Annotated in this window: 16 protein-coding genes; 8 read left to right on the top strand and 8 right to left on the bottom strand. The window is 69.6% G+C overall.

The genetic code is table 11. The annotated features are described in order from the left end of the window. Window positions 1-619: 619 nt before the first annotated feature. The 3 genes from ACIRP2_RS33535 to ACIRP2_RS33525 form a co-directional block, all read right to left on the bottom strand. Window positions 620-2,965, bottom strand: a complete 2,346-nt coding sequence (locus ACIRP2_RS33535) for a polysaccharide lyase 8 family protein (protein WP_404257225.1) — start codon at window positions 2,963-2,965, stop codon at window positions 620-622. A gap of 89 nt (window positions 2,966-3,054) precedes the next feature. After that, window positions 3,055-6,927, bottom strand: a complete 3,873-nt coding sequence (locus ACIRP2_RS33530; protein WP_404257002.1) for an endo-alpha-N-acetylgalactosaminidase family protein — start codon at window positions 6,925-6,927, stop codon at window positions 3,055-3,057. Between the two features lie 141 nt (window positions 6,928-7,068). Continuing rightward, complete coding sequence (locus ACIRP2_RS33525) at window positions 7,069-8,121, bottom strand: GlxA family transcriptional regulator (RefSeq protein ID WP_404257000.1); 1,053 nt, start codon at window positions 8,119-8,121, stop codon at window positions 7,069-7,071. A gap of 157 nt (window positions 8,122-8,278) precedes the next feature. Between ACIRP2_RS33525 and ACIRP2_RS33520 the strand changes: the two genes are divergently transcribed. Both ACIRP2_RS33520 and ACIRP2_RS33515 read left to right on the top strand, forming a co-directional pair. Further along, a complete protein-coding gene (locus tag ACIRP2_RS33520; RefSeq protein ID WP_404256998.1) occupies window positions 8,279-9,115 on the top strand; it encodes a S1 family peptidase in 837 nt (278 codons plus the stop codon). 99 nt (window positions 9,116-9,214) lie between these two features. Further along, window positions 9,215-10,210 (top strand): GlxA family transcriptional regulator, encoded by a 996-nt coding sequence (locus ACIRP2_RS33515; RefSeq protein ID WP_404256996.1) that lies wholly within the window; start codon window positions 9,215-9,217, stop codon window positions 10,208-10,210. A 52-nt stretch (window positions 10,211-10,262) separates the two neighbouring features. On the opposite strand, the gene ACIRP2_RS33510 is transcribed toward ACIRP2_RS33515, so the two are convergent. Further along, a complete protein-coding gene (locus ACIRP2_RS33510; protein WP_404256994.1) occupies window positions 10,263-11,852 on the bottom strand; it encodes an ABC transporter substrate-binding protein in 1,590 nt (529 codons plus the stop codon). A 527-nt stretch (window positions 11,853-12,379) separates the two neighbouring features. Continuing rightward, window positions 12,380-12,844, bottom strand: coding sequence for an ATP-binding protein (locus tag ACIRP2_RS33505; RefSeq protein ID WP_404256992.1), 465 nt, complete (start codon window positions 12,842-12,844; stop codon window positions 12,380-12,382). Between the two features lie 111 nt (window positions 12,845-12,955). Here ACIRP2_RS33505 and ACIRP2_RS33500 point away from each other — a divergent pair, with 111 nt between their 5' ends. The 5 genes from ACIRP2_RS33500 to ACIRP2_RS33480 all read left to right on the top strand — a co-directional run bounded on the left by ACIRP2_RS33500 (window position 12,956) and on the right by ACIRP2_RS33480 (window position 17,698). Continuing rightward, a complete protein-coding gene (locus tag ACIRP2_RS33500; RefSeq protein WP_404256990.1) occupies window positions 12,956-13,777 on the top strand; it encodes a helix-turn-helix domain-containing protein in 822 nt (273 codons plus the stop codon). Further along, the gene (locus tag ACIRP2_RS33495) at window positions 13,774-14,037 is read left to right on the top strand and encodes a DUF397 domain-containing protein (RefSeq protein ID WP_404256988.1); all 264 of its coding nucleotides are present in this window, start codon (window positions 13,774-13,776) and stop codon (window positions 14,035-14,037) included. Before ACIRP2_RS33500 ends, ACIRP2_RS33495 begins: the two co-directional genes overlap by 4 nt. An 88-nt stretch (window positions 14,038-14,125) precedes the next feature. After that, the gene (locus ACIRP2_RS33490) at window positions 14,126-14,656 is read left to right on the top strand and encodes a hypothetical protein (RefSeq protein WP_404256986.1); all 531 of its coding nucleotides are present in this window, start codon (window positions 14,126-14,128) and stop codon (window positions 14,654-14,656) included. A 238-nt stretch (window positions 14,657-14,894) separates the two neighbouring features. After that, window positions 14,895-16,607 carry an IS1182 family transposase gene (locus ACIRP2_RS33485; protein WP_404257223.1) on the top strand — a complete coding sequence of 571 codons (1,713 nt, stop codon included), beginning with the start codon at window positions 14,895-14,897 and terminating at the stop codon, window positions 16,605-16,607. 32 nt (window positions 16,608-16,639) lie between these two features. Next, complete coding sequence (locus tag ACIRP2_RS33480; protein WP_404256984.1) at window positions 16,640-17,698, top strand: WD40 repeat domain-containing protein; 1,059 nt, start codon at window positions 16,640-16,642, stop codon at window positions 17,696-17,698. Window positions 17,699-18,031: 333 nt separating this feature from the next. On the opposite strand, the gene ACIRP2_RS33475 is transcribed toward ACIRP2_RS33480, so the two are convergent. Together ACIRP2_RS33475 and ACIRP2_RS33470 are read right to left on the bottom strand one after the other, a co-directional pair. Beyond that, entirely contained in the window at window positions 18,032-19,222 is a 1,191-nt protein-coding gene (locus ACIRP2_RS33475; protein WP_404256982.1) for a cytochrome P450, read from the bottom strand. Between the two features lie 254 nt (window positions 19,223-19,476). Then, window positions 19,477-20,019 carry a carbonic anhydrase gene (locus ACIRP2_RS33470; protein WP_404256980.1) on the bottom strand — a complete coding sequence of 181 codons (543 nt, stop codon included), beginning with the start codon at window positions 20,017-20,019 and terminating at the stop codon, window positions 19,477-19,479. 525 nt (window positions 20,020-20,544) lie between these two features. On the opposite strand from ACIRP2_RS33470, the gene ACIRP2_RS33465 reads away from it, so the two are divergent. Further along, window positions 20,545-21,774 (top strand): glycoside hydrolase family 64 protein, encoded by a 1,230-nt coding sequence (locus ACIRP2_RS33465; protein WP_404256978.1) that lies wholly within the window; start codon window positions 20,545-20,547, stop codon window positions 21,772-21,774. A 110-nt stretch (window positions 21,775-21,884) separates the two neighbouring features. On the opposite strand, the gene ACIRP2_RS33460 is transcribed toward ACIRP2_RS33465, so the two are convergent. Beyond that, entirely contained in the window at window positions 21,885-22,100 is a 216-nt protein-coding gene (locus ACIRP2_RS33460) for a hypothetical protein (protein WP_404256976.1), read from the bottom strand. Window positions 22,101-22,467: the final 367 nt, after the last annotated feature.

Genomic DNA, 22,467 nt, shown 5'->3' with positions numbered 1-22,467 from the left:
GTCCGACAAAGACTCACTGTGGTCCGCTGCACACTCCTGTCAGCCTCGGGGTGTCGGCCGGATGGGCGTCCCGGGCCTTCCGGACGTTCTTCGAGCCGGTCCCGCACCGGGTCGCCGGAGCGGGCGGCGGCCGGCGGCACCGCCTCGTGGAAGGCGTCCCGGACAACGGCCGGCATGGCATCGGGGGCGTCCGGGCGGAGCGGCACCCGCTGATCGGTGAGCCGGCTGCCGATCCGCTTCTCGGCCGTCCCGTCTCCGGCGTGCACGGCGGAATCCGGCGAGAATACCCCGGCAGCAGCCGGTCCAGGCCCTCGGCCGCCGCGTCCCGGTCGCCGCCGCGCACCGGCCCGACGCCGAAGCACACCGCGGGCTGCTCACCGTCCGCGAACCGGCCCGGCGAACCCCACCCGCATCCGGGCGTCGGGGGCGCCCACGGCATGGCGCGGGCCGGTACCCGGTCCCGGGTGAGCAGCACCCCGGCCCTGCGCACCCGAGGCGTGCGGGTCCTCGCGCCGAAGCCGCAGCCGCCGGTCCGCCCTCAGCTCCCCCATGGCGCACGAGGGTGCGCGCGTGGCGGGCAGCGCTCCGAGCCCTCGGGCACAATCCGGCCGGCCGGTGTCTACCGGACGTCACACCGCAGGGTGCCTCCCTCCGTTCCCGGGCGGATCCTCAGCACCAGCCGCCGGCCGGTGGCACGCACCTCGACACCCGGGTCCGCCGCGACGACCTCGTGGACCGGCCGCTCCCAGACCACGTCCACCGGCGCACCGGTGCGGTCCGGCCCGCTGACGCACACCGTGGTGGTGCGCCGCCCCTCCCGCACGAGCACGCTCGCCGCGGCCGTGACGGAGAGCGGACCGGCCGTGCCCGGCTGCCAGAAGTTGGCGGCGGTCAGCCCCAGCGAGGGGACCGCGACCGCCTGCGCGGCGGCGGTGTTGGCGTGCACCGTCAGCCATTTCCGGTCGGCCGCGCGGGCGGTGACGGCACGCCGGGAGGCGCCGGGCAGCAGCAGGTAGACGTAGTCGGCGTCGACGGGGTCGGTGCCGTGGTCGAGCCAGAGCGTCTGGTAGCGGCGGGTGCGGCGCTCGGTGGAGCTGGTGGTGTTGATGTCGGACCATGCTCCGGTGCGGTCCTCGCGCAGGGTGCGCAGCTCGGCCCCGCCGGGCAGGACCCAGCCGCCGTGGCCCTCCAGATGGGCCCAGCGGGGGGTGGTGGAGGCATCGACGGTGAGCGGCTGCGTGCCGCCCTCGCCGAGCATGCGGTTGTCGACGATCGTCTCGACGGGGACCTGGTCGGTGGCGGTGATGCCGGCGCCGAGGCAGATGACCGTATCGGCGACGCAGAACCACGACTTGCGGGCGTCCAGGGTCGAGCCGAGTCCCTTGAGGTGCTGGCCCACCGCGCCGAATTCGCCGTCCGTGGCGCCGCCGACCCATGTCGTCGCGGGCTTGGGCGCACCCCATTCGCCGCCCGCCCTGTCGGCGAGCCGCTTGGTGGACACGGTCGTTCCGGGCAGCCGGTAGAAGTCGACGGTCGGCCAGAACCAGTCGGTGTACTGGTCGTTCTCGTTCTCGCCCGGCCACCAGTAGAGCATTCCGGCGCCGGTGTGCCAGCCGCGCGGATTCTCGCCGTTGCCGCACTCGTAGTGCGAGATCCGCTCCGAGGCCATGGAGATGCCCGCGGCCCAGTGCGGGCGCCGGTGCACGGCGCGGGCCATGCCGGCGAAGAGGTGGTGGCCCACCCGTTCGGGCGCGGCCGGCACGGCGGCCGCCTGGACGGCGTGCAGCCGGGCCAGGTCCGCGATGCCGAACTGACGCGCGGTGAGGACCGGGCTGGTCCGGTCGCGGGCGATCCAGCCCTTGATCAGCCCGTGCCACCGGTCACGCTCGGCGGCCGAGGCGCCCGCGGCGAGGAGCGCGATGCCGGCGATGATCCCCTGCCCGTGGAAGTGGTCGCCGCGCATCACCCTGAGTTCGTCGTTCTTCAGGAGTCCGCGGCTGATGGCACGGCCGTTGACGCTGTCCATGACCAGGCCGTTGTAGATCAGCGGCGCGTACGCCCGCTCGACGCTGTCGAGGATGACCTGCCGGGCCGGGTCGGTGACGGCCCAGCCCGATCCGGCGAGGAGCGCGAACAGGCGGCCGAGGCCGTCGAGCATGACCTGGCCGTAGGTGCCCGAGTAGGCGATGGTGGTGTGCTGGATGAACGATCCGTCCGCGTACAGGCCGTCTCCCCCGGTGACGTACGGGAAGACGGGTGACAGCGCGTCCCGGGCCAGCGCGATCTTGGCGGGGGCCCTGCCGAGGACGCCGCGCAGGGCGACGGAGCGGCACAGGTCGACGCGGTTGGCGCCGGTGGAGGTGCCGCTGTAGTCGTGGAGCACGGAGTCGGGGATGAAGTGGTCGACGGCGGCGCAGGCGGCCTCGACCCGGACCGTGCCGAGCTGCTCGTACAGGACGGACGTGATGTCCATGAGGATGCGCGGGCTGCCGATCTGCCACTCCCACCAGTTGCCGTAGGGCGTGACGGAGGCGTGGTAGGCGGTCTGCGCCAGGTGGTCGTAGCCGCGGACGATGTCGGCGAGGAGAGCGGCGTCGCCGGTCGATCCGGTGCCGGGCTGGGCGTACGCCTGGGTCATCGTCCACAGGCGGCCGTAGCTCTGGGTGATGCCGGACGGCGGGTCGTACGGGACGCCGGGCCACAGCGAGCCGGTGGCCGGGCTCATCGTCGTCCGAAATCCCCGGGCGAGCGTGCCGGTCTCGGTGAGGCGGGAGGCGAAGGGTTCGGCGGCCGCGTCGTAGCCCGAGCCGAGGGCGATGTCGGCCCAGCGTCGGCGCAGGACGTCGAACTCGTCGGCCTCGGCGGCAATGGCGGCCGTTCCGGATCCGGGCAGGGCGAGCGCCACGGCGGTGGCGGCCGAGAGGGTGAGCAGGGTGCGGCGCGGCCATACGGGCGGGTTCGGCATGTGCGGCTCCAGGTCGTCGGGGGGATACGCCATCGCACGCGGGATGCGGGGTGGGCGCGCGGTGCGCACCCACCCCGCATCCTGCGATCTCAACTACCGCAATGGAAGCGGGCGTCACCCCAGTCCGCGTGGTCGTTGCCGTTGCCGTCCCCGCCGTCGCCGACGACGAGTTCGACGTACTTGGCACCGGTGACGTCCGCCGTGAGCGGCCAGGCGCTGTCGGGGCCCTTCAGGACCGGCGACTTCACCTTCTCGGTGCCGTCGGCCGTGACGCTGAACTGCACGCTGCCGCGAGCTGCCTGGATGTCGTCCACGCCCACCTGGGCGGTGAAGGAGGTGCACCTGCCGCCCAGGTAGTAGCGGATCCTCGCCGGGGCGTGGCTGCCGAGGCCCTTGGTGTAGACGGTGCCGCCGATGGTCAGCGGGGTGCCGTCGCCACTGCCCTGCTCACCGTTGGAGAGATCCCGCTCGACGGGGCCCCAGCCGTTCTCGGCGAGTGTCCAGTCGAGGTCGCTGGCCCAGCTGTCGGTGGTGGGCGGCGGCGGCAGGGTCCGTACGGAGGTCTGCGCGCCGAGCGTGCGGCGTGCGCCGCCGACCGTGTACGAGGCCTCGGAACCCAGGCTGTAGGTCTGGTACTTGACGTCCACCGGCGGGGTGACCCGCCAGCTGCCGGTGACCTTGGCGCCCGCCGCGACCGAGTCGAAGGTGACGGCTCCCGTGGGCTCCGCCTTCCAGCCCTCGGGGACGGTCAGGCTCAGCGCGACACCGGTGGCCGCGGTGGCCTCGTAGTTGGTGAAGCTCGCCTTGACGGTGTTGGCCGCGCCCGGCTCCAGGGTCTCGGCGCCCGCGTCGACGGCGAGCGTGCCGCAGGCGGCGATCTCACCGGCCGGGGCCGGGCCGAGGTCGGTCACGGTGAACGCGTCGAGGACGAAGTCGGCGCCGTCGGGCGCGCCGCCGCGCTTGCGCAGCCCGGTCCAGGTGTCGCCGCAGCCCGCGGTGACGGTCTCGGAGAAGTGGCCGGTGGTGCGCTGCTGTCCGATGGGGGTGGCGCGGGTCTCGACCGAGCTCGGCTTGCCCTCGGCGGTGATCCGGTCGTAGCCGTCGACCCACTCGTACGCGCCGGCGTGGCTGGACTGGTAGTCGTACTCCACCTTGTACCGGTGACCGTCGGTCATCGGCACGGTCCAGGGCGCGGTGCGGTAGACGAGTCCGCTGTTCTCCTCGTGGGCCTTGAGGGACTCCTTGCCGCCGATCACGTCGTCGACGAGCTTTCCGTTCCAGCCGGCCTGGGTGTACGGGGCGTGCAGCTGGGAGATGACGGTCCGGGGGTCGGTGGAGCCGCCCGCGTCGCCCTTGAGGAAGGGACCCCAGCCCTGGTCGACGTCCTCGAAGTCCTCGTGGACGACCGTGTTCTTCCTGGTCGCCGGGGCATTGGCGACGATCCGTACGTCGTCGGCGCGCACCGTCGCCGTGCTGCCCGCCGCCGCCTCGATGCGGAGCGTGGCGCGGCCGTCCGCGGGGGCGGTGAAGTTGACCTTGGCGCGCTGGAAGTACGTGCCGTGCCAGTCGGACGCAGCGACGTAGTCCTTCGCGGTGGAGCGGTCCACCGCGACGGACCGTCCGCCGATCGAGAGCGTCGTGTGCCGGGTCTTTCCGGGCTGGACCTCGATGAGCGCGGACGCGGTGTACCGCTTGCCGGGCTTGAGGCCGTCGATGCGCTGCGAGAGCGCAGCGGTGGAACCGCCGGAGAGCTCGGCGCTGTTGCGGCCCCGGTCGTCGGTGTCGCGGGCCACGGTTCCGGTCTTCGACCAGGCCCCCAGCCCGTTGTCGTTGAAGCCGGGGTCGTCGACCGGGGTGCCCTGACCCCACTTGACGTCGGCGGCCTTCGGCGCCTGGTCCGGATAGAGGACGTAGGGCCGTCCCGCCTCGGCGGTCAGCGTGATCTTCCCGTCGACGGGCTTGACCGTGCCGGTCTTGACGCGCCCGTTGTCGGTGAGTTCGTAGACGGTGTACGTGCCCGCGGACGGCACGGCCCACGTGCTGGTGCCGCCGGACCTGCTGTAGTGGTACAGCTTCTTGCCGCCGTCCCACGGCAGCAGGTAGTCGGTGCCGCTGAGGACCTTGCGGCCGTGGTCGTAGAAGGTCCGCTTGCCGTCCTCGACCGTGCCCCGGACGTCTCCGGTGAAGGCGATGTCGTTGCCGTCCCAGCGGATGATCTTCTGCTGCTGGGCGTACTTGGCGGGCAGGTCGCGCTGCCAGATGTTGTCGTAGAAGGCGTTCCAGTCGGTCTCGCCGGTCCAGCCCTCGAACTCGTCGATGGCGGTCTGCCCGAGGACCGGGTCGTTGTTCCAGGTGTCCCGCTCGCTGTTGCGGATGAAGCGGATGATCTTCGAGTTGAGGCCCTTGTTGGTGGCCCCGCCGTAGTCGAGGTCATTGGCCCAGTGCGACCACAGGGTGCCGCGCTCGAACTTGTCGGACCACTCGCTGCCGACGTTCCAGCCCTGCTTCTGCACGGCCTGGAGGGTCTTGTCGGCGATCCAGCCGTGCGTGTAGTAGACGTCGATGTAGAGGAAGCTCAGATTGCGGTCGGTCTCGTCGCGCAACTGCTGGAAGCGCTTGGCCAGATCGCCGCTGTTGATGTCGCGGCGCTGGTCGATGTAGTAGCTCTGACCCAGCCAGTTCCAGCCCGGCCTGGTCTTGTCGACGAGCTGCTCGTCGAACGCCCTGGCCTCCGGGTACGCCTCGGTGGCGTTGACGTGGACGCCGAAGGTGGCGCCCCACTTCTTGCCGTCCTTGAGGAGCTCGTTGAGGTCCTTCAGCCCGCCGGCGCGCTTGTTGTAGTCGCCGCCGTAGTCCGGGTGGGCGGAGTCGTGCCCCTCGGAGGCGTATCCCTTGAGGAGGGCCAGCTGCCCGAGGCCGTCCGTGGACAGCGAGATCCGCTTGACGTCGTCCAGGGTGCGCAGGAACGGGTGGGTGGCCTGGCTGGCGAAGTTGAACGGGATGTGGGTGATGACCCGGTCCGGTGTGTCCTCGCTGCCGGGCGCCTTGATCCCGATGGAGCGGAACGCGACGGCTCCGTCCTGCCAGTCGACCTTCTTGTCGCCGTTGGCGTCGGGGGTGACGACGACCTTCGCCCAGGGGAGGTCGTCCCCACTCTCGGGCTTCGGCGCGCCGTCGCCGCGGTAGGTCCACTGCCCGGACCAGACCCCGACCCGGACACTGCCGTCGTCCGCCTTGCGCGCCTGGTGCCAGAACCGGGCGTCGTCACCGCCGGTGGCACCGGAGGGCTTGTCGTACGAGGAGTTGGACTCGACGGCCGCCGCGAGGGAGCCGGTGTTGACGATCGCGTACGAGGCGCCGGCCGGTGCCTTGTCGGGTGCGGTGTCCGCGGTGACCGGGGCGAAGACGTCGGCGGTCTTCGTCGAGTCGTTGTCCAGCCGGGTGAAGGCGGTGGCAGCGCCGGTGTCCGTGGAGCCGACGGAGACCAGGTCGTGGCCGGGTATGTCGATGGTGCCGACGCGGAACGCCTCGGTGTCGCGGACGGCCGTGACCTTGAAGGTGGTGGCGCGTCCGGAGACGGAGAGCGAGGCGTCGATCTCGATGCCGGGCAGGTCGGTGAAGGTCAGCGTGTAGCGGGCGACCGAGCCGGTGACCGTGGGCGAGCCCTTGAGCTTCACGGGGTGCGCGGTGCCGTTGAGGGTGACGGCCGTGACCGGCTGCGTACTGCCGAGCAGTCGGCTGCCACTCGCCTTGTCGGTGTACGCCAGGACACGGGGGAAGTCGTCGGCGACGGCGACCGAGAGCTGCGCGGACTGGATGACGGTGGCGTCCGCGGGCACGGCCGACTCGACTGCGGCGGGTGACGGGGCGGCGGCGTCGGCGGGGAGCGCGGTCCCCACCAGCGCCAGGACGGCGGCTGAGGCGGCGGCGACAGCGCCCGCCGAAGTGAATCTTGGTGACATGTGCTCTGAGTAGTGCCCGTGGCCGGACACCGTCAACGACGTGCAGCCCCTGGGGGCCCTCCAGTCCAACAACCGCTGTGCGTAAGTCCAAGTGGACGGTACGTGTCCGCAGTTCGGCGCCCGGGGTGCGCGGCGCGGTCGTCAGCCGTGTCGTCCGTTCGCTCCGGGGCCGTCGGCGCCGCCGGACGGTACGGGCTCCTCCGCTTCGGCGTTCTTGCCTTCCGCCCTGGTCAGGGTGGCCACCAGGGAGCGGAAGGCGGTGCGGTAGACGCGCGGCCCGGTGCCCGTGTGGTGATGGAAGTGGTGGCGCAGATTGGCGGGTGTGCCGAAGCCGGTGCGTGCGGCGATGCGTTCCACCGGCTCGTCCCCGCGCTCCAGCAGCCGCTGCGCCGCCTGGACGCGGGCGCGCAGCAGGTACTGGAGCGGGGAGAGCCCGGTCTCGGCCCGGAAGCGCCGGTTCAGGCCGCGTACGGTGAGCCCCGCGTGGTCGGCGATGTCGCTCAGCGTCAGCGGGTGGTCGAGGTGGGCCTCCATCCACCGGGTGGTGGGCCCGAGGCTGTGCCGGGCCGCGGCGGGAGGGGCCACGGGGCTCGGCGACGCCTCGGATCCGGCGGGTGCGTGGAGCTGCATGAAGACCTGCCGCTCCGTCTCGATGGCGACCGGCGTGCCGTGGTCCAGGGTGATCAGGTGCAGGCAGAGATCGAGGCCGCCGAGCACTCCGGCCGCACTGTGGAACGGGTCCGCGTCCACGACGGCACCCTCCGGATCGACGTCGATCAGGGGATGGCGCCGCGCCAGCTCCGCCGCGTACGGTCGCCCGGTGGCCGCCCGGCGTCCGTCGAGGAGCCCGGTGGCGGCGAGGGTGAACGTCCCGGTGCCGAACGCGCCGATGCGGGCTCCCCGGTCCGCGGCGGCCCGCAGCGCGTCGGCGACCCCGGGGTCCGGCTCGTCGCGGAATGCGGCGTGACCGGGCAGCAGTACGGTGCCGGCGTCCGCCAGCCCTTCCAGGCCCCAGGGCGTGTCGATGGCGAAGGGCGCCGGGGAGCCGGTCCCGCGAAAGCCCGGGGCGGTGCAGTACCGCAGCTCGTAAGCGACATGCGGGTGGTGCCGGACGGCTGTGCCGAAGCACATTCCGGGTCCGGTGAGTTCATGGCCCGGCACCCCGTCGAGCGCGAGGACGGCGATCACTGGCATGTCCAGAATTTAGCCGAGAGTGACATCGGGACCGCTTTTTCCGGACGGGGCCGCTACGCAGGATGGGTGGTGCGCGGCACCGGGACGAGACGACGCCCGGCAGCCGGTTCGCACATCCACCACGCGCGCGACGCGCATCGGAACGAAGGAATCACCCGTGTTCACACGCAGTTCGCCGTCCGCCGCCCCGTCCCGGTCCCGTGGGTCCCGCTCCCGACGTGCGGGACGGTTCGCCGCCGTCGCCCTGGCCGCCACGGCCTGCGTCACGGCGATGTCCGGCAGCGCCAACGCCATCGTCAACGGGCAGGAGGCCACGCAGCGTTACCCGTTCATGGCCACGCTCCCGCAGTGGGCCGGCGAGGTGCACGCCCAGTGCGGCGCATCGCTGATCAACTCGCGCTGGCTGGTGACGGCGGCCCACTGCGTCAACCCGAAGACGCTGGACGGCATCGTCCGCATCGGTTCCAACGACCGCGAGTCCGGCGGTACGGTGCGCCACATCGAGCGGACCGTCGCCCACCCCGCCTACGACGTCGAGTCCGAGCCCAGCAGGAACGACATCGCGCTCGTCGAGCTGGACCGCCCGGTCTCGGAGAAGCCCATCCGCATCGCCGGATCGGTGGGCGGACCCGGCACCCCGACGCGTCTGCTCGGCTTCGGCACCGTCCTGGACACCGACAACCTCCCGGACGCGGTGTTCCCGGACAGGCTCCAGCAGCTGGACACCCGCATCGGCGCCGTGAACGAGTGCTCGCCCGGCCGCGCCGACAGGACCCGGATCTGCACGATCAGCAGGACACCGGGCGCCATGGCGTGCTTCGGCGACTCCGGCGGCCCGCAGATCCAGCGAGGCCGGGACGGACGCTGGGAACTGGTCGGCGCCACGTCGGGCGACGGCGACACCGACCCGACCTGCGGCACGGGCCCCGGCATGTACACCAACGTTCCCGCGTACGCGAAGTGGATCGACAGGACCATCCACGCGCACCGCTGACGCGACACGCACCCGGGCGGGCGAAGGCTCCTTCGGCCCGTCCGGGCACGCCCCGACCACCGCGGCTCCCCGTCCCCTGCCCTCGGATAGGTTCTGCATATGTCCGTCATCGCCGTTCTTGTGCCCGACAGACTCCCCGGACACCAGCTGACCACCCCCGGGCTGGTCTTCGGGACAGCGGCGGCCGGCCACCCCGGCGCCGACTACGAGGTACGGCTCTGCGCCGCCCCCGGCCTCACCTCCACGGGCGCGCCCGCGCCGCTACGGATCTCCGTCCCGTGGGGGCTCGACGGCCTCGCCGACGCGGACGTCGTCCTGGTCCCCGGCCAGGACGGTGACGGCCCCCGCGACGAGCCCACGCCCGAGGTGCTCGCGGCGCTCCGGGCCGCGGCCGCACGCGGCTGCCGCATCGGCGCGATCGGCACGGGAGTCCTCACCCTCGCGGCCACCGGTCTCCTCGACGCCCGCCGCGCCACGACCGGCTGGCGGCACACCGAGGAACTGGCCCGCCTCCACCCCTGTATCGAGGTCGATCCGATCGGCACGGTGGTGACGGACGGCCGGTTCCTCACCTCGGCCGGGATCTTCGGCAGCATGGACGTCTGCCTGCGTCTGCTGGCCCAGGACCACGGCGAGCGGGTGGCCGGTGAGACGACCCGGGAACTCCTCACCCCGCTCCTGTCCCACGGCGACCGTGTCCAGGAGACCATCGACCGCGAACTCACCGAGAGCGCGGGCATCGAACCGACGCTGCGCTGGCTGGAGGCCCGCCTGCACCTCCCGCTGACCCCGGCGGACCTCGCCGCGCACGCGGGGATCAGCGTCAGCAGCCTCAATCGCCGCTTCCACGCCCGGACCGGCTCCACCCCGCCCCAGTACCTGCTGCGGCGGAGGCTGGAGCGGGCCCGGGAGCTGCTGGAGACCACCGACGAGAAGGTGGAACGAGTGGCGGCCCTGTGCGGCTTCGCCTCCCCGGCGAGCCTGCGCCACCACTTCTCGCGCCTGACGGGCACCACGCCCCGGGCCTACCGCTCGCGGAACAGGGCGGCAGGCCCGGCGCCTCACGGCGAAAGAAATTCCGGCCGCGTGGGGTGAGGGCGGCGCCGGACCGTTTCACCACCTACGTCACGGATCACGGGACGACCGCTCACGGCGCGGTTCCGAGCTCCCAGAACCGGAAGACGGTCGACGTGTCCAGGCAGTTCTGCAGGCCCCGGACGTTCTCATGGGCGACCGCGTACTGCTTTCCCTGCCACAGCGGCAGGAGCGGCAGTTGGTTCGCCACGATGTCCTGCAGTTTGCCGAACTCCTCCCGGGTGTTCGAGCGGTCGGTCACGGACGAAGTCTGCGGGATGATCCGCTTGGTTATCTCGCTGTTCTCGTAGTTGTTCGACAGGACATTGCCCTTGCCGAAGAACGGCTGGGTGAAATTGTCGGGGTCGGGATAGTCCGGCACCCACCCCTTGACGTAGATCCCGTATTTTCCGTCGGCGATGTCCTTCTCGTACTGGTCGAACGGGACGGACTTCATCTTCGCCTCGAAGAGCCCGCTCTTGTTGAGCTGATCGGCGATGGTCTGCAACTCGTCGTCGGTGGCGGGCCCGTAACGGCTCGGGGTGGACCAGAGGGTGAGCTTCACCTTGTCGGTGAACCCGGCCTCCTGCAGGGCGTCCTTCGCGCGCTGAGGCTGCGCGCTGTCGCCGTAGGTGTCGAAGAAGGAGGTGCCGTGGCCGGTGATGCCGGCCGGGATGATCGAGTAGAGCGGCGCCGCCGTGGACTGGTAGACCTTGCTGACCAGGGAGTTGCGGTCGACGAGGTAGGCGATGGCCTTGCGCACACCGAGTTTGCCGACCACGGGGTCGGCCATGTTGAACACCATGTGCTGGACCTCGGCGCTGTCGCCCTGCACCACCTCGATGCCGTTCTTCTCCGCGGTGGGCGAGGTGTCCAGCGCGGCGATCGCCTTGGCCGTGAGGCCACGGTAGGCGATGTCGACATCGCCCTTCTCCAGGGACGCCTTGAGGGCCTGCTGGTCGCCGCGGAAGAGCTTCAGCGTCACGCCGCTGTTCTTCACCTCGGCCGTGCCGTGGTAGCCGGAATATACCGAGAATTCAGCCTTCGACTTGTCGATCGAATCCAGCATGTAGGGACCGGAACCAACCGCCTTGCCACCTTGGAGAAGCCTGTCCTTGGGATAGACCCTGTGATCCACGATGGAGCCGGCACCCGATGCGATCTTGCTGGGGAAGATGGCATCGGGCACCTTGAGACGGAAGACGACGGTCTTTTCGTCCGGGGCGCTGATCGCCGAGATCGTGGAGAGCAACGGCGCCGGGCCCGCCGGGTCATTGATTTCGATGGCCCGGTCGAAGGAGTATTTGACGTCCTCCGATGTGAGGCTGTGACCGTTGCTGAACTTCAACCCGTCACGCAAAGTGCAGGTGTAGGTTCTGCTGCCGTCCGAGAAACCGCAGTTCTTGGCGGCCTCCGGCACAGGTATGGAAGCCCCGGGCGGGAAGCTCAACAGGGACTGGAAGACATTGTTGAACAACAGCCAGGACCCGGGGTCGTACCCCGCGGCCGGATCTGTCGCAAGAATGCCGTCGGACATCCCGACGACCATCTTCTCCTTGCTGTCGAACGCAAAGATCTGATCGTCGGAGCCGCAGCCTGTCAGCAGCGCCATTGCTAATCCACCGGCGATGAGGATGCTCGACCGCCTCGTACGAACCTTCACAGAACGTGCCTCATACTCTCGGCCGGCCGTACGGGTGCCCCCTGACAACCGGGATCAGGTCAGGAACAACTGCTAACACCACGACCGTCCAGCACTGGCGGCAGTCCGGGCGCGGAGGTGGGGAACGACTACCTGTCAGGACTCGGTGTCCAACAGGAATTCTACGCGCGGTGACTGGCAGAAACATTACAAGAAATGAACGGCGGTGGACAGGTCGTGGTCGATCTTGTGGCGCGTCGAACAACCCAGTAGTACACCGCCCGACCCGGCGGCAAACCGCAGGGCAGGGAAATCTTCCGACCTGCGGCGCCGTCGGCCCGGGATGCCCGATATCGGTATGCGACAAGGAAGACAAGCCGGGCCGAGAGAGACAGTGAGGTATTCAATGTGCGACGACAGCCACTTCGGCCCGGTCGGCACTATTCCCCTATTGCGGAAACTGTCGGCCGAATGGGTCGGACGGCAGGAATCCTCCAGCCCTTGGGGACCGGCCGACCGCCGGAGGTCTCGACGGCGACCGCGCCGCCTCAGCCGGAGAGCACGTCGGCGAGCCCGTACGACTCGGGGCACGGGACGGGCCCACGCACCGCGAACTCGCACCACACCACCTTGCCGGGATCTCGTTCCCCCACGCCCCACTTGTCGGCGAGCGCCGCCACCAGCAGCAGCCCGCGCCCACCCTCCGCATCGGGAGCCGGGTCCGCGGCGACGGGGCACACCTCCCCGTCACCACTGTCGTGGACCTCGACGCGCAGGACGCCGTCGCCCGGCTCCAGGGAGAGGCGGACACGGAAACCACGACCGGGCGGGACGCCGTGCAGCAGGGCATTGGTGACGAGCTCGCTCACGCAGAGCAGTACGTCGTCGGCGCGGGACTCGCACGCCCAGTCGACGAGTGCCTCGCGCACGAACTGCCGTACGAGCGGCACGGCACGGCGTTCCCGACGGTGGAACGTCTCGCGGAAGAGGGGGAGTTGAGTTGGATCGTTCACGCGGCCAACGTCACACAAAGTCACTAGCGTTGATCAGTGCGTCGGGTCGTACAAGGCACTTGTACGAGCCCTGACGGGTCATCCGGGTTTTGCGACGGGGAGAGGCAGTCCATGCACTCGGCGAAGAAGAACAAGCGGATCACGTCCTGGCACTTGATCGGCGCCCAGTTGGCGACGTTCCGCAAGGCGGCCCGGATGACACAGGCGGCACTGGCCGATCGGTGCTGCGTGGGTGAGGACACGATCGCGTCGATCGAGCAGGGACGCAGGCCACTGCAGGCGGACTTCGCGGCTCGGCTCGACGAACTCTTCGACACGAAGGGGGTGTTGCAGGTCGCGGTGTCGAAGGTGCCGCAGAAGGAGAGGTTCCCGGCGTTCGTCCAGGACTACGTGGAGTACGAGCAGGAGGCGGTGACGCTGCTCTGGTATGAGAACCAAGTAGTGCCCGGATTGCTCCAGACCGAGGAGTACATCCGGTTCGTCTTCTCCTGCCTCTATCCGCCACTCGAAGAGGACGAGCGGGAGGAATGGGTGGCAGGCCGACTCGACCGACAGAAGCTCTTGGAACGCAAGCCCCGCCCCATGCTGCACTTTGTGCTGGAGGAGAGCATTCTACGCAGCGAGCTCGGGGATCCCGTCATGCTCCGTGATCAGATCCGCCATCTGCACCGATGCATGGAACTCCCCTTTCTGGGACTTCAGATCATGCCGATGAAAGTGTCGAAGCACGCCGGACTCGCGGGTCCGATGGTGCTGCTGGAAACTCCGGATCACGACCACCTGGCCTACGTCGACAGCCAGCTGACGGGATACCTCTACGACGATCCTGACGACGTCAGTGTGCTCCAGCAGAAATATGGGATGCTGCGTTCGCAGGCGCTCTCCGTCGAGAGGAGCGCCCGCCTACTGGACGAACTGCTTGGAGAGACATGACCCGCGCAGCACACCCGGACCCTCGCTCCACCACCCTCGACTGGTTCAAGTCCAGCTACAGCAACGACCAGGGCGGCGCCTGCCTCGAAGTCGCCTACGACTGGCGCAAGTCCAGCTACAGCAGCAGCCAGGGCGGCGACTGCGTCGAGGTGTCCGCCCACCCCGCCGCCGTCCACATCCGCGACTCCAAGGTCGCCGACGGCCCCGTCCTCACCGTTCCCCCGGCCGCCTGGGCCGCTTTCCTCAGCGCCACGGCCTGAGGCCGGCACCCGCCCCCGCCATCGGTCGGCCTTCTGGGCCGAGGGCACGACTCCCACACATAGTGATCTCCCCGGGCAAGGGGGCCCTGTGCAGTCGACCGTTTCACGGCCGGTGTTCCGTCGCTTCGTCGGCGCCTTCGCGGCAGGCGCCGCCCTGGCCGCAACCTCGGGGTGCACGGTTCCCGTCGATGCCGTCACCGGCATCTCCGTGACCCGGGACGGCCATCTGCTCGGCGTCATCATGGTCTGCGGGCATCAGATCGATGGCGCGACTCTCTACGCGGACGGCACCGACGTCGACAGTGAGGTGACGGTCGGCTCATGGGCCGCCGACCGGCCCGTCACGGCCGGGCTCGCCACCTGGACCCTCGACTCTCCTTCCGCCGGCTGGACCGCGACCAGGTCTCTCAGACCGCTCACCGCCGGGACCACCTACACCCTCTACGGCTGGACCAAGGACAACTCGTGGTCATCGAGGAGCGTCTCCTTCACTCCGACCGACCGGGACCGGCTCACCCCGGGGACGGTCCGCTACGACGACGTCTCGTCCGACGGCAACGAATCCGCAATCACCGTCCCCGTGGCGGAGTTCAAAGCCAGGGCATGCGGGAACAGTTGAGATCGAAGGCAATGGGGAGGGCGGCGTCACGGCCCTGCCTGAACTCCGGTCGCTCCGACACGGATCGCCCTGTTGAGCCGGGGAAGGGCTCGCTCGGGGACGCCGGACGGCCGGGCGCGCGTACTTTGATGCTGCCCCGGACTCTGTTGCTCTGTTCGGCCCGCGGGTCTTGACTGCGGCATGATCGCTCCCGCGGTCGTCTCGTGGGCAGGCGGCCGCGGGGGTGGTGCGGGTGTCGATGAAGGCGGCGGGACTGTCGGAGGTCCCGGAGCAGACGGCGCTGGTCGCGGTGGCGGCTTTCCCGAAGGGGACGCTGGCGATGCGGGTGCGGGAGAAGTTGGCGGGGGTCTTCGCGGACGAGCCGTTCGCGTCTGCGTTCGGGGTGCGCGGGGCTCCGGGCCTGTCACCGGGGATGCTGGCGCTGGTCACGGTGCTGCAGTTCGCCGAGAACCTGACCGACCGCCAGGCAGCGGGGATGGTGGTCCGGGCGATCGACTGGAAGTACGCGCTCGGCTTTGAGCTCACCGATCCGGGGTTCGACTTCACGGTGCTGGCGAAGTTCCGGGCCCGGTTGGTCGAGCACAGCATGGAGCGCCTGGTCTTCGACCGGCTGCTGGAACACTGCCGCCAGGAGGAGCTGATCACGGCCGGAGGCAAGCAGCGCACCGACTCCACCCATGTCATCAGCGCGGTTCGGGACCTGAACCGGCTGGAGCCGGCCGGTGAGAGCGTGCGCGCGGCGCTGGAGGCGCTGGCCGCGGCCGCTCCGACCTGGCTCGGGCAGGCGATGCCGGTGGCGGAGCTGGAGCTGCGCTACGAGGCCAGAGTCGACTCGTGGCGGCTGCCCTCGTCGAAGACGAAGCGGGACCGGCTGGCTGAGGTCTACGGTCAGGACGCGCTCGCGCTGCTGCATGCGGTCCAGGCGCCCGACGCGCCGGTGTGGCTGCGGGAGATCGAGGCCGTCCGGCTGCTGCGGCGGATCTTCATGCAGACCTACTACGTACACACCGACGTCCGGGGACGGGAGGTGGTCAGGAAGCGGGAGACCGAAGTGGACGGTGTCCCGCCCGGTCATCTGCGGCTCGCCTCCCCCTACGACCGCGACGCCCGCTGGTCCGCCAAGGGAGACGAGCTGTTCTGGTGCGGCTACAAGGTCCACCTCACCGAGACCTGCGACGACAACTCCGGCGGTGCCCCAGTCGGGACCCAAGTCCGCACGCCGAACCTGATCACGGACGTGACCACCACCGTGGCGACCGCACCGGACGTGACCGCCACTGCCGGCATCCAGCAGCGACTGACCGAGCGGCAGGTCAAGCCGGGCGAGCACTACCTCGACTCCGGCTACCCTTCCGCGGACCTGGTCACCGCAGCCGCACGCGAGGGCATCGCCGTGATCACACCGCTGCTGGCCGACCACTCCCACCAGGCCCGGGCCGCCGAAGGCTTCGACAAGAGCGCCTTCCGCATTGACTGGACGACCCGTCAGGTCCGCTGTCCCGAACGCTGCACCAGCACCGGCTGGTATCCCGCCCAGCAGCACGGCCGCGACGCCATCGTGATCGAGTTCGCCCGCCCCGACTGCGGCGCCTGTCCGTCCCACGACAAGTGCACCACCGCGGCGCGCGGCAACCGCATGCTCACCCTGCGGCCCCGCGAGCCGCACGAGACCGTCACCGCCGCCCGCGCGGAGCAGAAGACCGATACCTGGCAGGCCAAGTACGCCCTCCGGGCCGGTGTCGAGGGCACCATCAACCAGGCCCTCGACGTCACCGGCCTGCGCCGGGCCCGCTATCGCGGACTTCCGAAGACCAGCCTGCAGCACGCCTTCTCCGCTGCCGCGACCAACGTGACCAGACTCAACGCGTATTGGACCGCCAGCCAGCAGGTCCCCCACTCCAGGACCAGGACCAGGCGACTGTCCCGGCTCGCCTACCGACTCACGGCCTGATCACACCGCACAGATACCGAGAGGTGATGTCCATGAACAACCCGGTCCGTAGCAGACCCTCCGACGCGGCGGGTGCGGGGGATGTCCTGCAGCCTGAGGTGCCAGTGGGTAACCGGTGCATCACTCTCCTTCATGGCCACACCAAGGAGGTGCTCGCCGTGGTGGGGGTGGTCATCGACGGCCGGCCTCATGCCCTTACCGGCAGCACCGACCAGACCATTCGGCTCTGGAATCTCGATACCGGAACCCAGGTCGGGGAACCTCTCATCGGACACACCAGTTCCGTGCGCGTCGTGGCGGTGACCGAGATCCATGGACGGCCCCATGCCATCACCGGCAGTTCGGACCGGACGGTGAGGATCTGGGACCTCACCACCCACCAACAGCTCGGTCCGCCCCTTGTTCACCACTGTCGCCCGCTCAACGCTGTCACTGTCTTCGAACATGAAGGCCAGGCCTTGGTGCTGACGGCAAGCGATGACCGCACGGTCCGTTTGTGGGACCTCGGCGCCGGCAGACAAGTAGGCAAGCCCCTCACCGGCCACACGGGATCCGTACGAGCAGTCGCGAGTACCGTGATTGACGGTCGCCCCCATGCCGTCACGGCAGGCGATGATAAGAGCGTGCGACTCTGGAATCTCAGCAGCTGCGAACCTGCCGGGGAGCCGTTGACAGGTCACAGCCGCCGGGCCAGGGCACTGGCAGCTGTGTCCGTGGACGGTCGGCCCCATGCCCTGACCGGCGGCTCGGACGGAGCGGTCCGGCTCTGGGACCTCAGCACCCAAGAGCAGGTCGGCTGTTTCCCAAGCGGCCCCAGGGGGACAGTCCGAGCAGTGGCTCAGATCGGGCCTGCCAACAGCCCCCTCGTCCTCACCACCCACTGCTTCACCACCCGACGCCAGACAGAGCTGAAGCTCTGGAACCTCGCGAGCGTCGCACATCCACTCGCGCTCCTCAGTTTTCGCATCCCTCCGGCCTTGGCTGTGTCGGTAATCAGCGTCGGCACCCGGGTGACGGCTGTCACCGGCAGCGCCGACGGAACGGTTCGGCTCTGGGACCTCGCCACGCGCAGCCAGGCCGCCGAGCCCTGATCCGTCCGAACCACCTGGCAAGTGCCCGCCGACGGCGACGTCGAAAGCGCCCTGCTCAAGGTCCGCTTCCCACCCGCCTTCTCCCCTTCCGTGCTTAAGGTGACCAGACTCGACACGCACTGGTCCAACCACCCCGTACACCGCCCTACAACCAGCAACCTCAGCCGTTTCGGCTACCGGCTCACGGCCTGACCGAGACCAATTGAGCAACAGAGTCGCCCCGGTCATGGCAGGTGGCAGGTGGTGAGGGCGAGGCGGGCGCGATCACCTTGGGCCAGCAACCACAGCGGTGGCGGGCGACCGTACGCGGCCTCGCCAGCCACCGGCTCGCGGTCACGCGTCCCAGGTGACCGGAAGGCTCTTGACCCCGTAGATGTCCGCGGTCTCCGGGCGCAGGCCGACTTCTTCGGCCGGTACGGCCAGGCGCAGCGTGGGGAAGCGGTCGAGCAGCGCGGAGAGCGCGATCCGCATCTCGACGCGGGCCAGCTGCTGGCCCAGGCACAGATGGATGCCGTGGCCGAAGGCCAGGTGCCCGCCGTCCTGCCGGTGGAGGTCGAGCACGTGGGGATCGGTGAAGCGCCCGGGGTCACGGTTGGCGGTGTTGTACGACAGGACGACCGTCGTACCGGCCTCGATGGTCCGGCCGCCCACCTCGACGTCCACCAACGCCGTCCTCATGAACGTCTTGGCGACGCTCAGATACCGCAGCAGCTCTTCGACCGCCTGGTCGGTGAGCGCGGGGTCGGCGCGCAGTGCGGCCAGTTGCACCGGGTTCTGCAACAGCGCGAAGGTGCCGAGGGACAGCATGTTCGCGGTGGTGTCGAACCCGGCCGCCAGCAGGATCAGGCTGATCCCCTGCAGCTCCTCGTCGGTCAGGTCGCTGCCGGCGAGTTCGCTGAGCACGTCGTCGGTGGGGTTCGCGCGCTTGGCGACCACCAGCTGTGCGAGGTAGTCCTGGGTCGCGGTGTAGGCCGCTATCAGATCCTCGTCGCCCGTCTCGCCGCTCATGAACGTGTCGATCTGTTCCTGGAAGGAGTCCCGGTCCCCATACGGCACTCCCAGCAGCTCACAGATGATGATGGTGGGGATGGGCTTGGCGAACGCGGTCACCAGGTCCGTCGGCGGCCCGGTCCTCTCCATGGCGTCCAGGCAGTCGGTGGTGATCTGCTCGATGCGTTCGGTGAGTACGCGCATCCGCCGTGCGGTGAACTTGCCCACCAGCGGTTTCCGGTAGCGCCCGTGCTGTGGTTCGTCCATGAGGAGGAACTCGCCGGGCGGCGCAGGAGGGAGCTCGAAGTCGACCACGTTCAGGAGCTCTTTGCGCGAGCTGAACCGCGAGTCGGCCAGGACCGACCTGACCAGGTCGTATCCAGTGATCAGCCAGCCGGGCTTGCCGCCGGGATGGATGAGGCGGCTGATGGGGCCGTGCCCGCGGGCGTCGATCAGCTCTGCCGGCGGGTCGAAGGGACAGCCGGGCCGACGCTCCGTCGGAAGCGTCGTGACGGTGTGCAGGGATTCGCTCATGGCTACGCCTCATCTCGCGACATCACACATTTGACAGATGTCGAAAGCTACGTTGCATTCGGAAAATCGTCAATCACTCGAAATGCGTTCTAGCAGGTAGATGGAGCTAAATTGATGCAATGAGTTGAGATCGAACGCAATGCTGAGTTGCAATGAGTGAAGCGCGAAGGCAAAGCCGACGGCATGCCGGAAGGGACGTTCCTGGAGAGCGAAGACCGCCGAGGTCACGTTCACCGGCCCCGACCGGGTCCCACTCAGCCGGGCTGCACGACGGTGGTGATCTTCCCGGTCCCGATGTCGTAGGCGTAGCCGCCGATCTTGATGTGGCCGATGCCCGGCGCGAGCTCGGGTGCCGCGCGCAGTTTGATGATGTCCTTCCGGACCGTCTCGGACGGCTCCAGGACGGCCATCTCCAAGGAGGTCCGTTCGTCCCAGCCGCCACGGGCGGCGTAGCCGGCGCGCAGATCGTCGTCGGCGAGCAGCCCCGAGCCGCAGTCGGTGTGGTGGATGACGGCGATCTCGAACCAGTCCGCTTCAGGAGTCCTGTTCTCGTGCAGGTGCACGATCCAGGCGAGGTCCTTGATGACCGCCGGCGTCACGCGGCCGCCGACGTTGCGTGCGACGATCGCCTCTCCGAGCCTGGCGCCCAGCACGGCCGCGGGCTCCACGCGCGAATCGATGCAGGTGATCAGGTACAGCTGCTTGAAGGGGATGAACGGGATCTCGGGTACGTCGGCCTGGGCACCGGAGGCCGCGAAAGCCTGGTTGCGCTCCAGGTAGGGGGTGAAGTTCGACATGACTGATTCCTTCGGGAGGCGGCGACAGCCTGGGGCTGCGAGGTCGGCACCGCGTGCCGCGTCGTTCTCCGCGATGCGCGAGCCGGCCCGTTCGGCCATGAACCGCAGGCGGGCGGCAACAAGCCTTAGGCGCCACCATCGCCCACGAGGGGATCACGCGCCAGGCGGGCTCACCCGGCGAAGGAGAGCCGAACGTCGTACGCCGGCGGACTTGCCATCAGTGACCGAGTCCCCGGCCGCCCATGGATTGCGAGCGACGTGCTCCGCGGTGGCTCCAGCCGGCGTCCGGTCAGTGGAGGCGTCCGCGTCCCGCCTCCCCGCGCGGGCGGCCACGGCGCCGCGCCGGCCCAGCGGCAGGCGCCCCTTCATCGAGTTGTGAAGACTTCCATTTTCTGAGAGCGCTCTCAAGCACAAGTCTTGACGCCCATCCCGGCCATCACGAGAGTGGAGCGCACCGCGGACGCCCCGCCCCGTTCCCGTAAGACCGCCCGTCCGTGGCCCCCCACACACCTCGGGAGTCCTCTCGTGATTTCGCGCAGACTGTTCCTGACGGGTGGCGCCGCCGCCTCGGCGACCGCTCTCACCTACCCCCTCTGGGGAAGCGTCCTGAGCCCACGCGCTTCCGCCGCCCCCGCGACCTGCGAACTCGCCCTGGAGAACCGGTCGTTGCCGGGCAGGGTCAACGCCTACGTCACCGGCCACGAGCAGGGCACCGACCGCTGGGTGCTGCTGCGGGCCGACGGCAGTGCCTACCGCCCCGACTCCCCCGCCGCGCCGCAGACGCCACTGCCGGTCGACTGCGCGATCCCGTTGAACACGGCAGGCGGCGCACCAATTGTACTGACGCTGCCTCAGATGTACGGCGCTCGCGTCTACTTCGTGCGCGACGACACCCTGACCTTCTACCTCAACCCCGGCCCCGCCCTCGTCGAGCCGGCGTTCGCCACCTCCACGGACGCCAACTACGGACGGACCTGGTCGTTCTGCGAGTTCACCTTCAATCCTCAGCAGCTGTACGCGAACATCAGCTACGTCGACCTCGTCACCGCCCTGCCGATCGGTCTGACGCTGGAGGGCGACAGCACGCACACCGTGGCCCCTCTCCCGGACGGTGCGGTCCAGCGGATCGCCGACGGCCTCGCCGCCCAGGCCGCCGCCGACGGGCAGCCGTGGGACAAGCTGGTGATCCGCGGTGCGGACGGCGGCGTGCTGCGGGTGATCTCACCGCAGAACCTGATGGCACCGTTCTTCGACCGGCCGGACGAGATGCCGTTCCGCGACGTGTTCACGGCCTACGTCGACCAGGTCTGGGAGAAGTACCGCTCCACCGATCTGCGGATCGATCTGCAGGGCGGTCGCGGAGTCCGCACCGGCCGGGTGAGCGGCGACCTCCTGACCTTCGACGGCGGGCACTCCTTCACCAAGCCGGCCTCGAAGGACGTCTTCACCTGCAACCACGGCCCGTTCGCCAACAACCCGGGCGACCCCGACGACAAGAAGGCGCTGCTGGCCCGGCTCGCGGCCGGCTTCAACCGCTCCCTGATGCTCACCCACCCCGACCAGCCGAACGGCACCTCGGCCGCGGACTACTACCAGGGCGCGGCGACCAACCACTGGTCGCGCGTCGTTCACGCCAACACCCCGATCGGCTACGCCTTCCCGTACGACGACGTACGCCCCGACGGACAGCCGGACGTCTCGGGCGCCGCGAACGACGGCAACCCGCGGCGGTTCACGGTGAGCGTGGGGGCCTGAGCCTCCCACGACGAGGACGGGCCGGCCGCCATGGGCCGAATGACGCGTGTGCTGCGCCCGCGGGAACCCGCGGACGCAGCACACACAGTCCCGTTTCCGATCCAGTTACATCACGACGGCTGCGCCACCACCTTGACCCAGGGGTCGGTCCAGATGAAGTTCGTGCCGTTGGTGTCGCCGTGTGTCTCCCAGACCTCACCGGTCGTGGTCAGCACCTTCACGTACGAGTCGTTCCCGTGGTCCACGAGGGAGATGGAGCACGCGTTGGCGGGGTAGTTGGCGTTCGTCGAGAGGTTCACCCACGAGTAGTTGCCCTGCGGCGGCATGGGGTTGGTGTTCCGACGCCCCACGTAGGCGATGCCGTTGCTGAGTACGGCGCTGAACTCCTCGGAGTTGTTCGGGTCGAGGGAGGTGATGTCAGCACACGGGCCGGTAGGACCGGTCGGGCCCGTCGGACCGGTCGCACCGGTCGCACCGGTCGCACCGTTCTGACCGTTCTGACCGTTCTGGCCGTTATCACCCTTGGGGCCAGTCGGACCGGTCGGACCCGTGGGACCCGTGGGACCAGTCGCCCCAGTCGCCCCGTTCTCACCGTTCTCACCCTTGGGGCCAGTCGGACCGGTGGGACCGGTGGGACCCGTGGGACCAGTCGCCCCGTTCTCACCGTTCTCACCCTTGGGGCCAGTCGGACCG

Source organism: Streptomyces sp. NPDC101194 (assembly GCF_044767885.1).
In the GTDB taxonomy this organism is placed as follows: domain Bacteria; phylum Actinomycetota; class Actinomycetes; order Streptomycetales; family Streptomycetaceae; genus Streptomyces.
The sequence above is the reverse complement of the archived record's forward strand: the minus strand, read 5'-3'. Positions and strand labels throughout refer to the sequence as shown.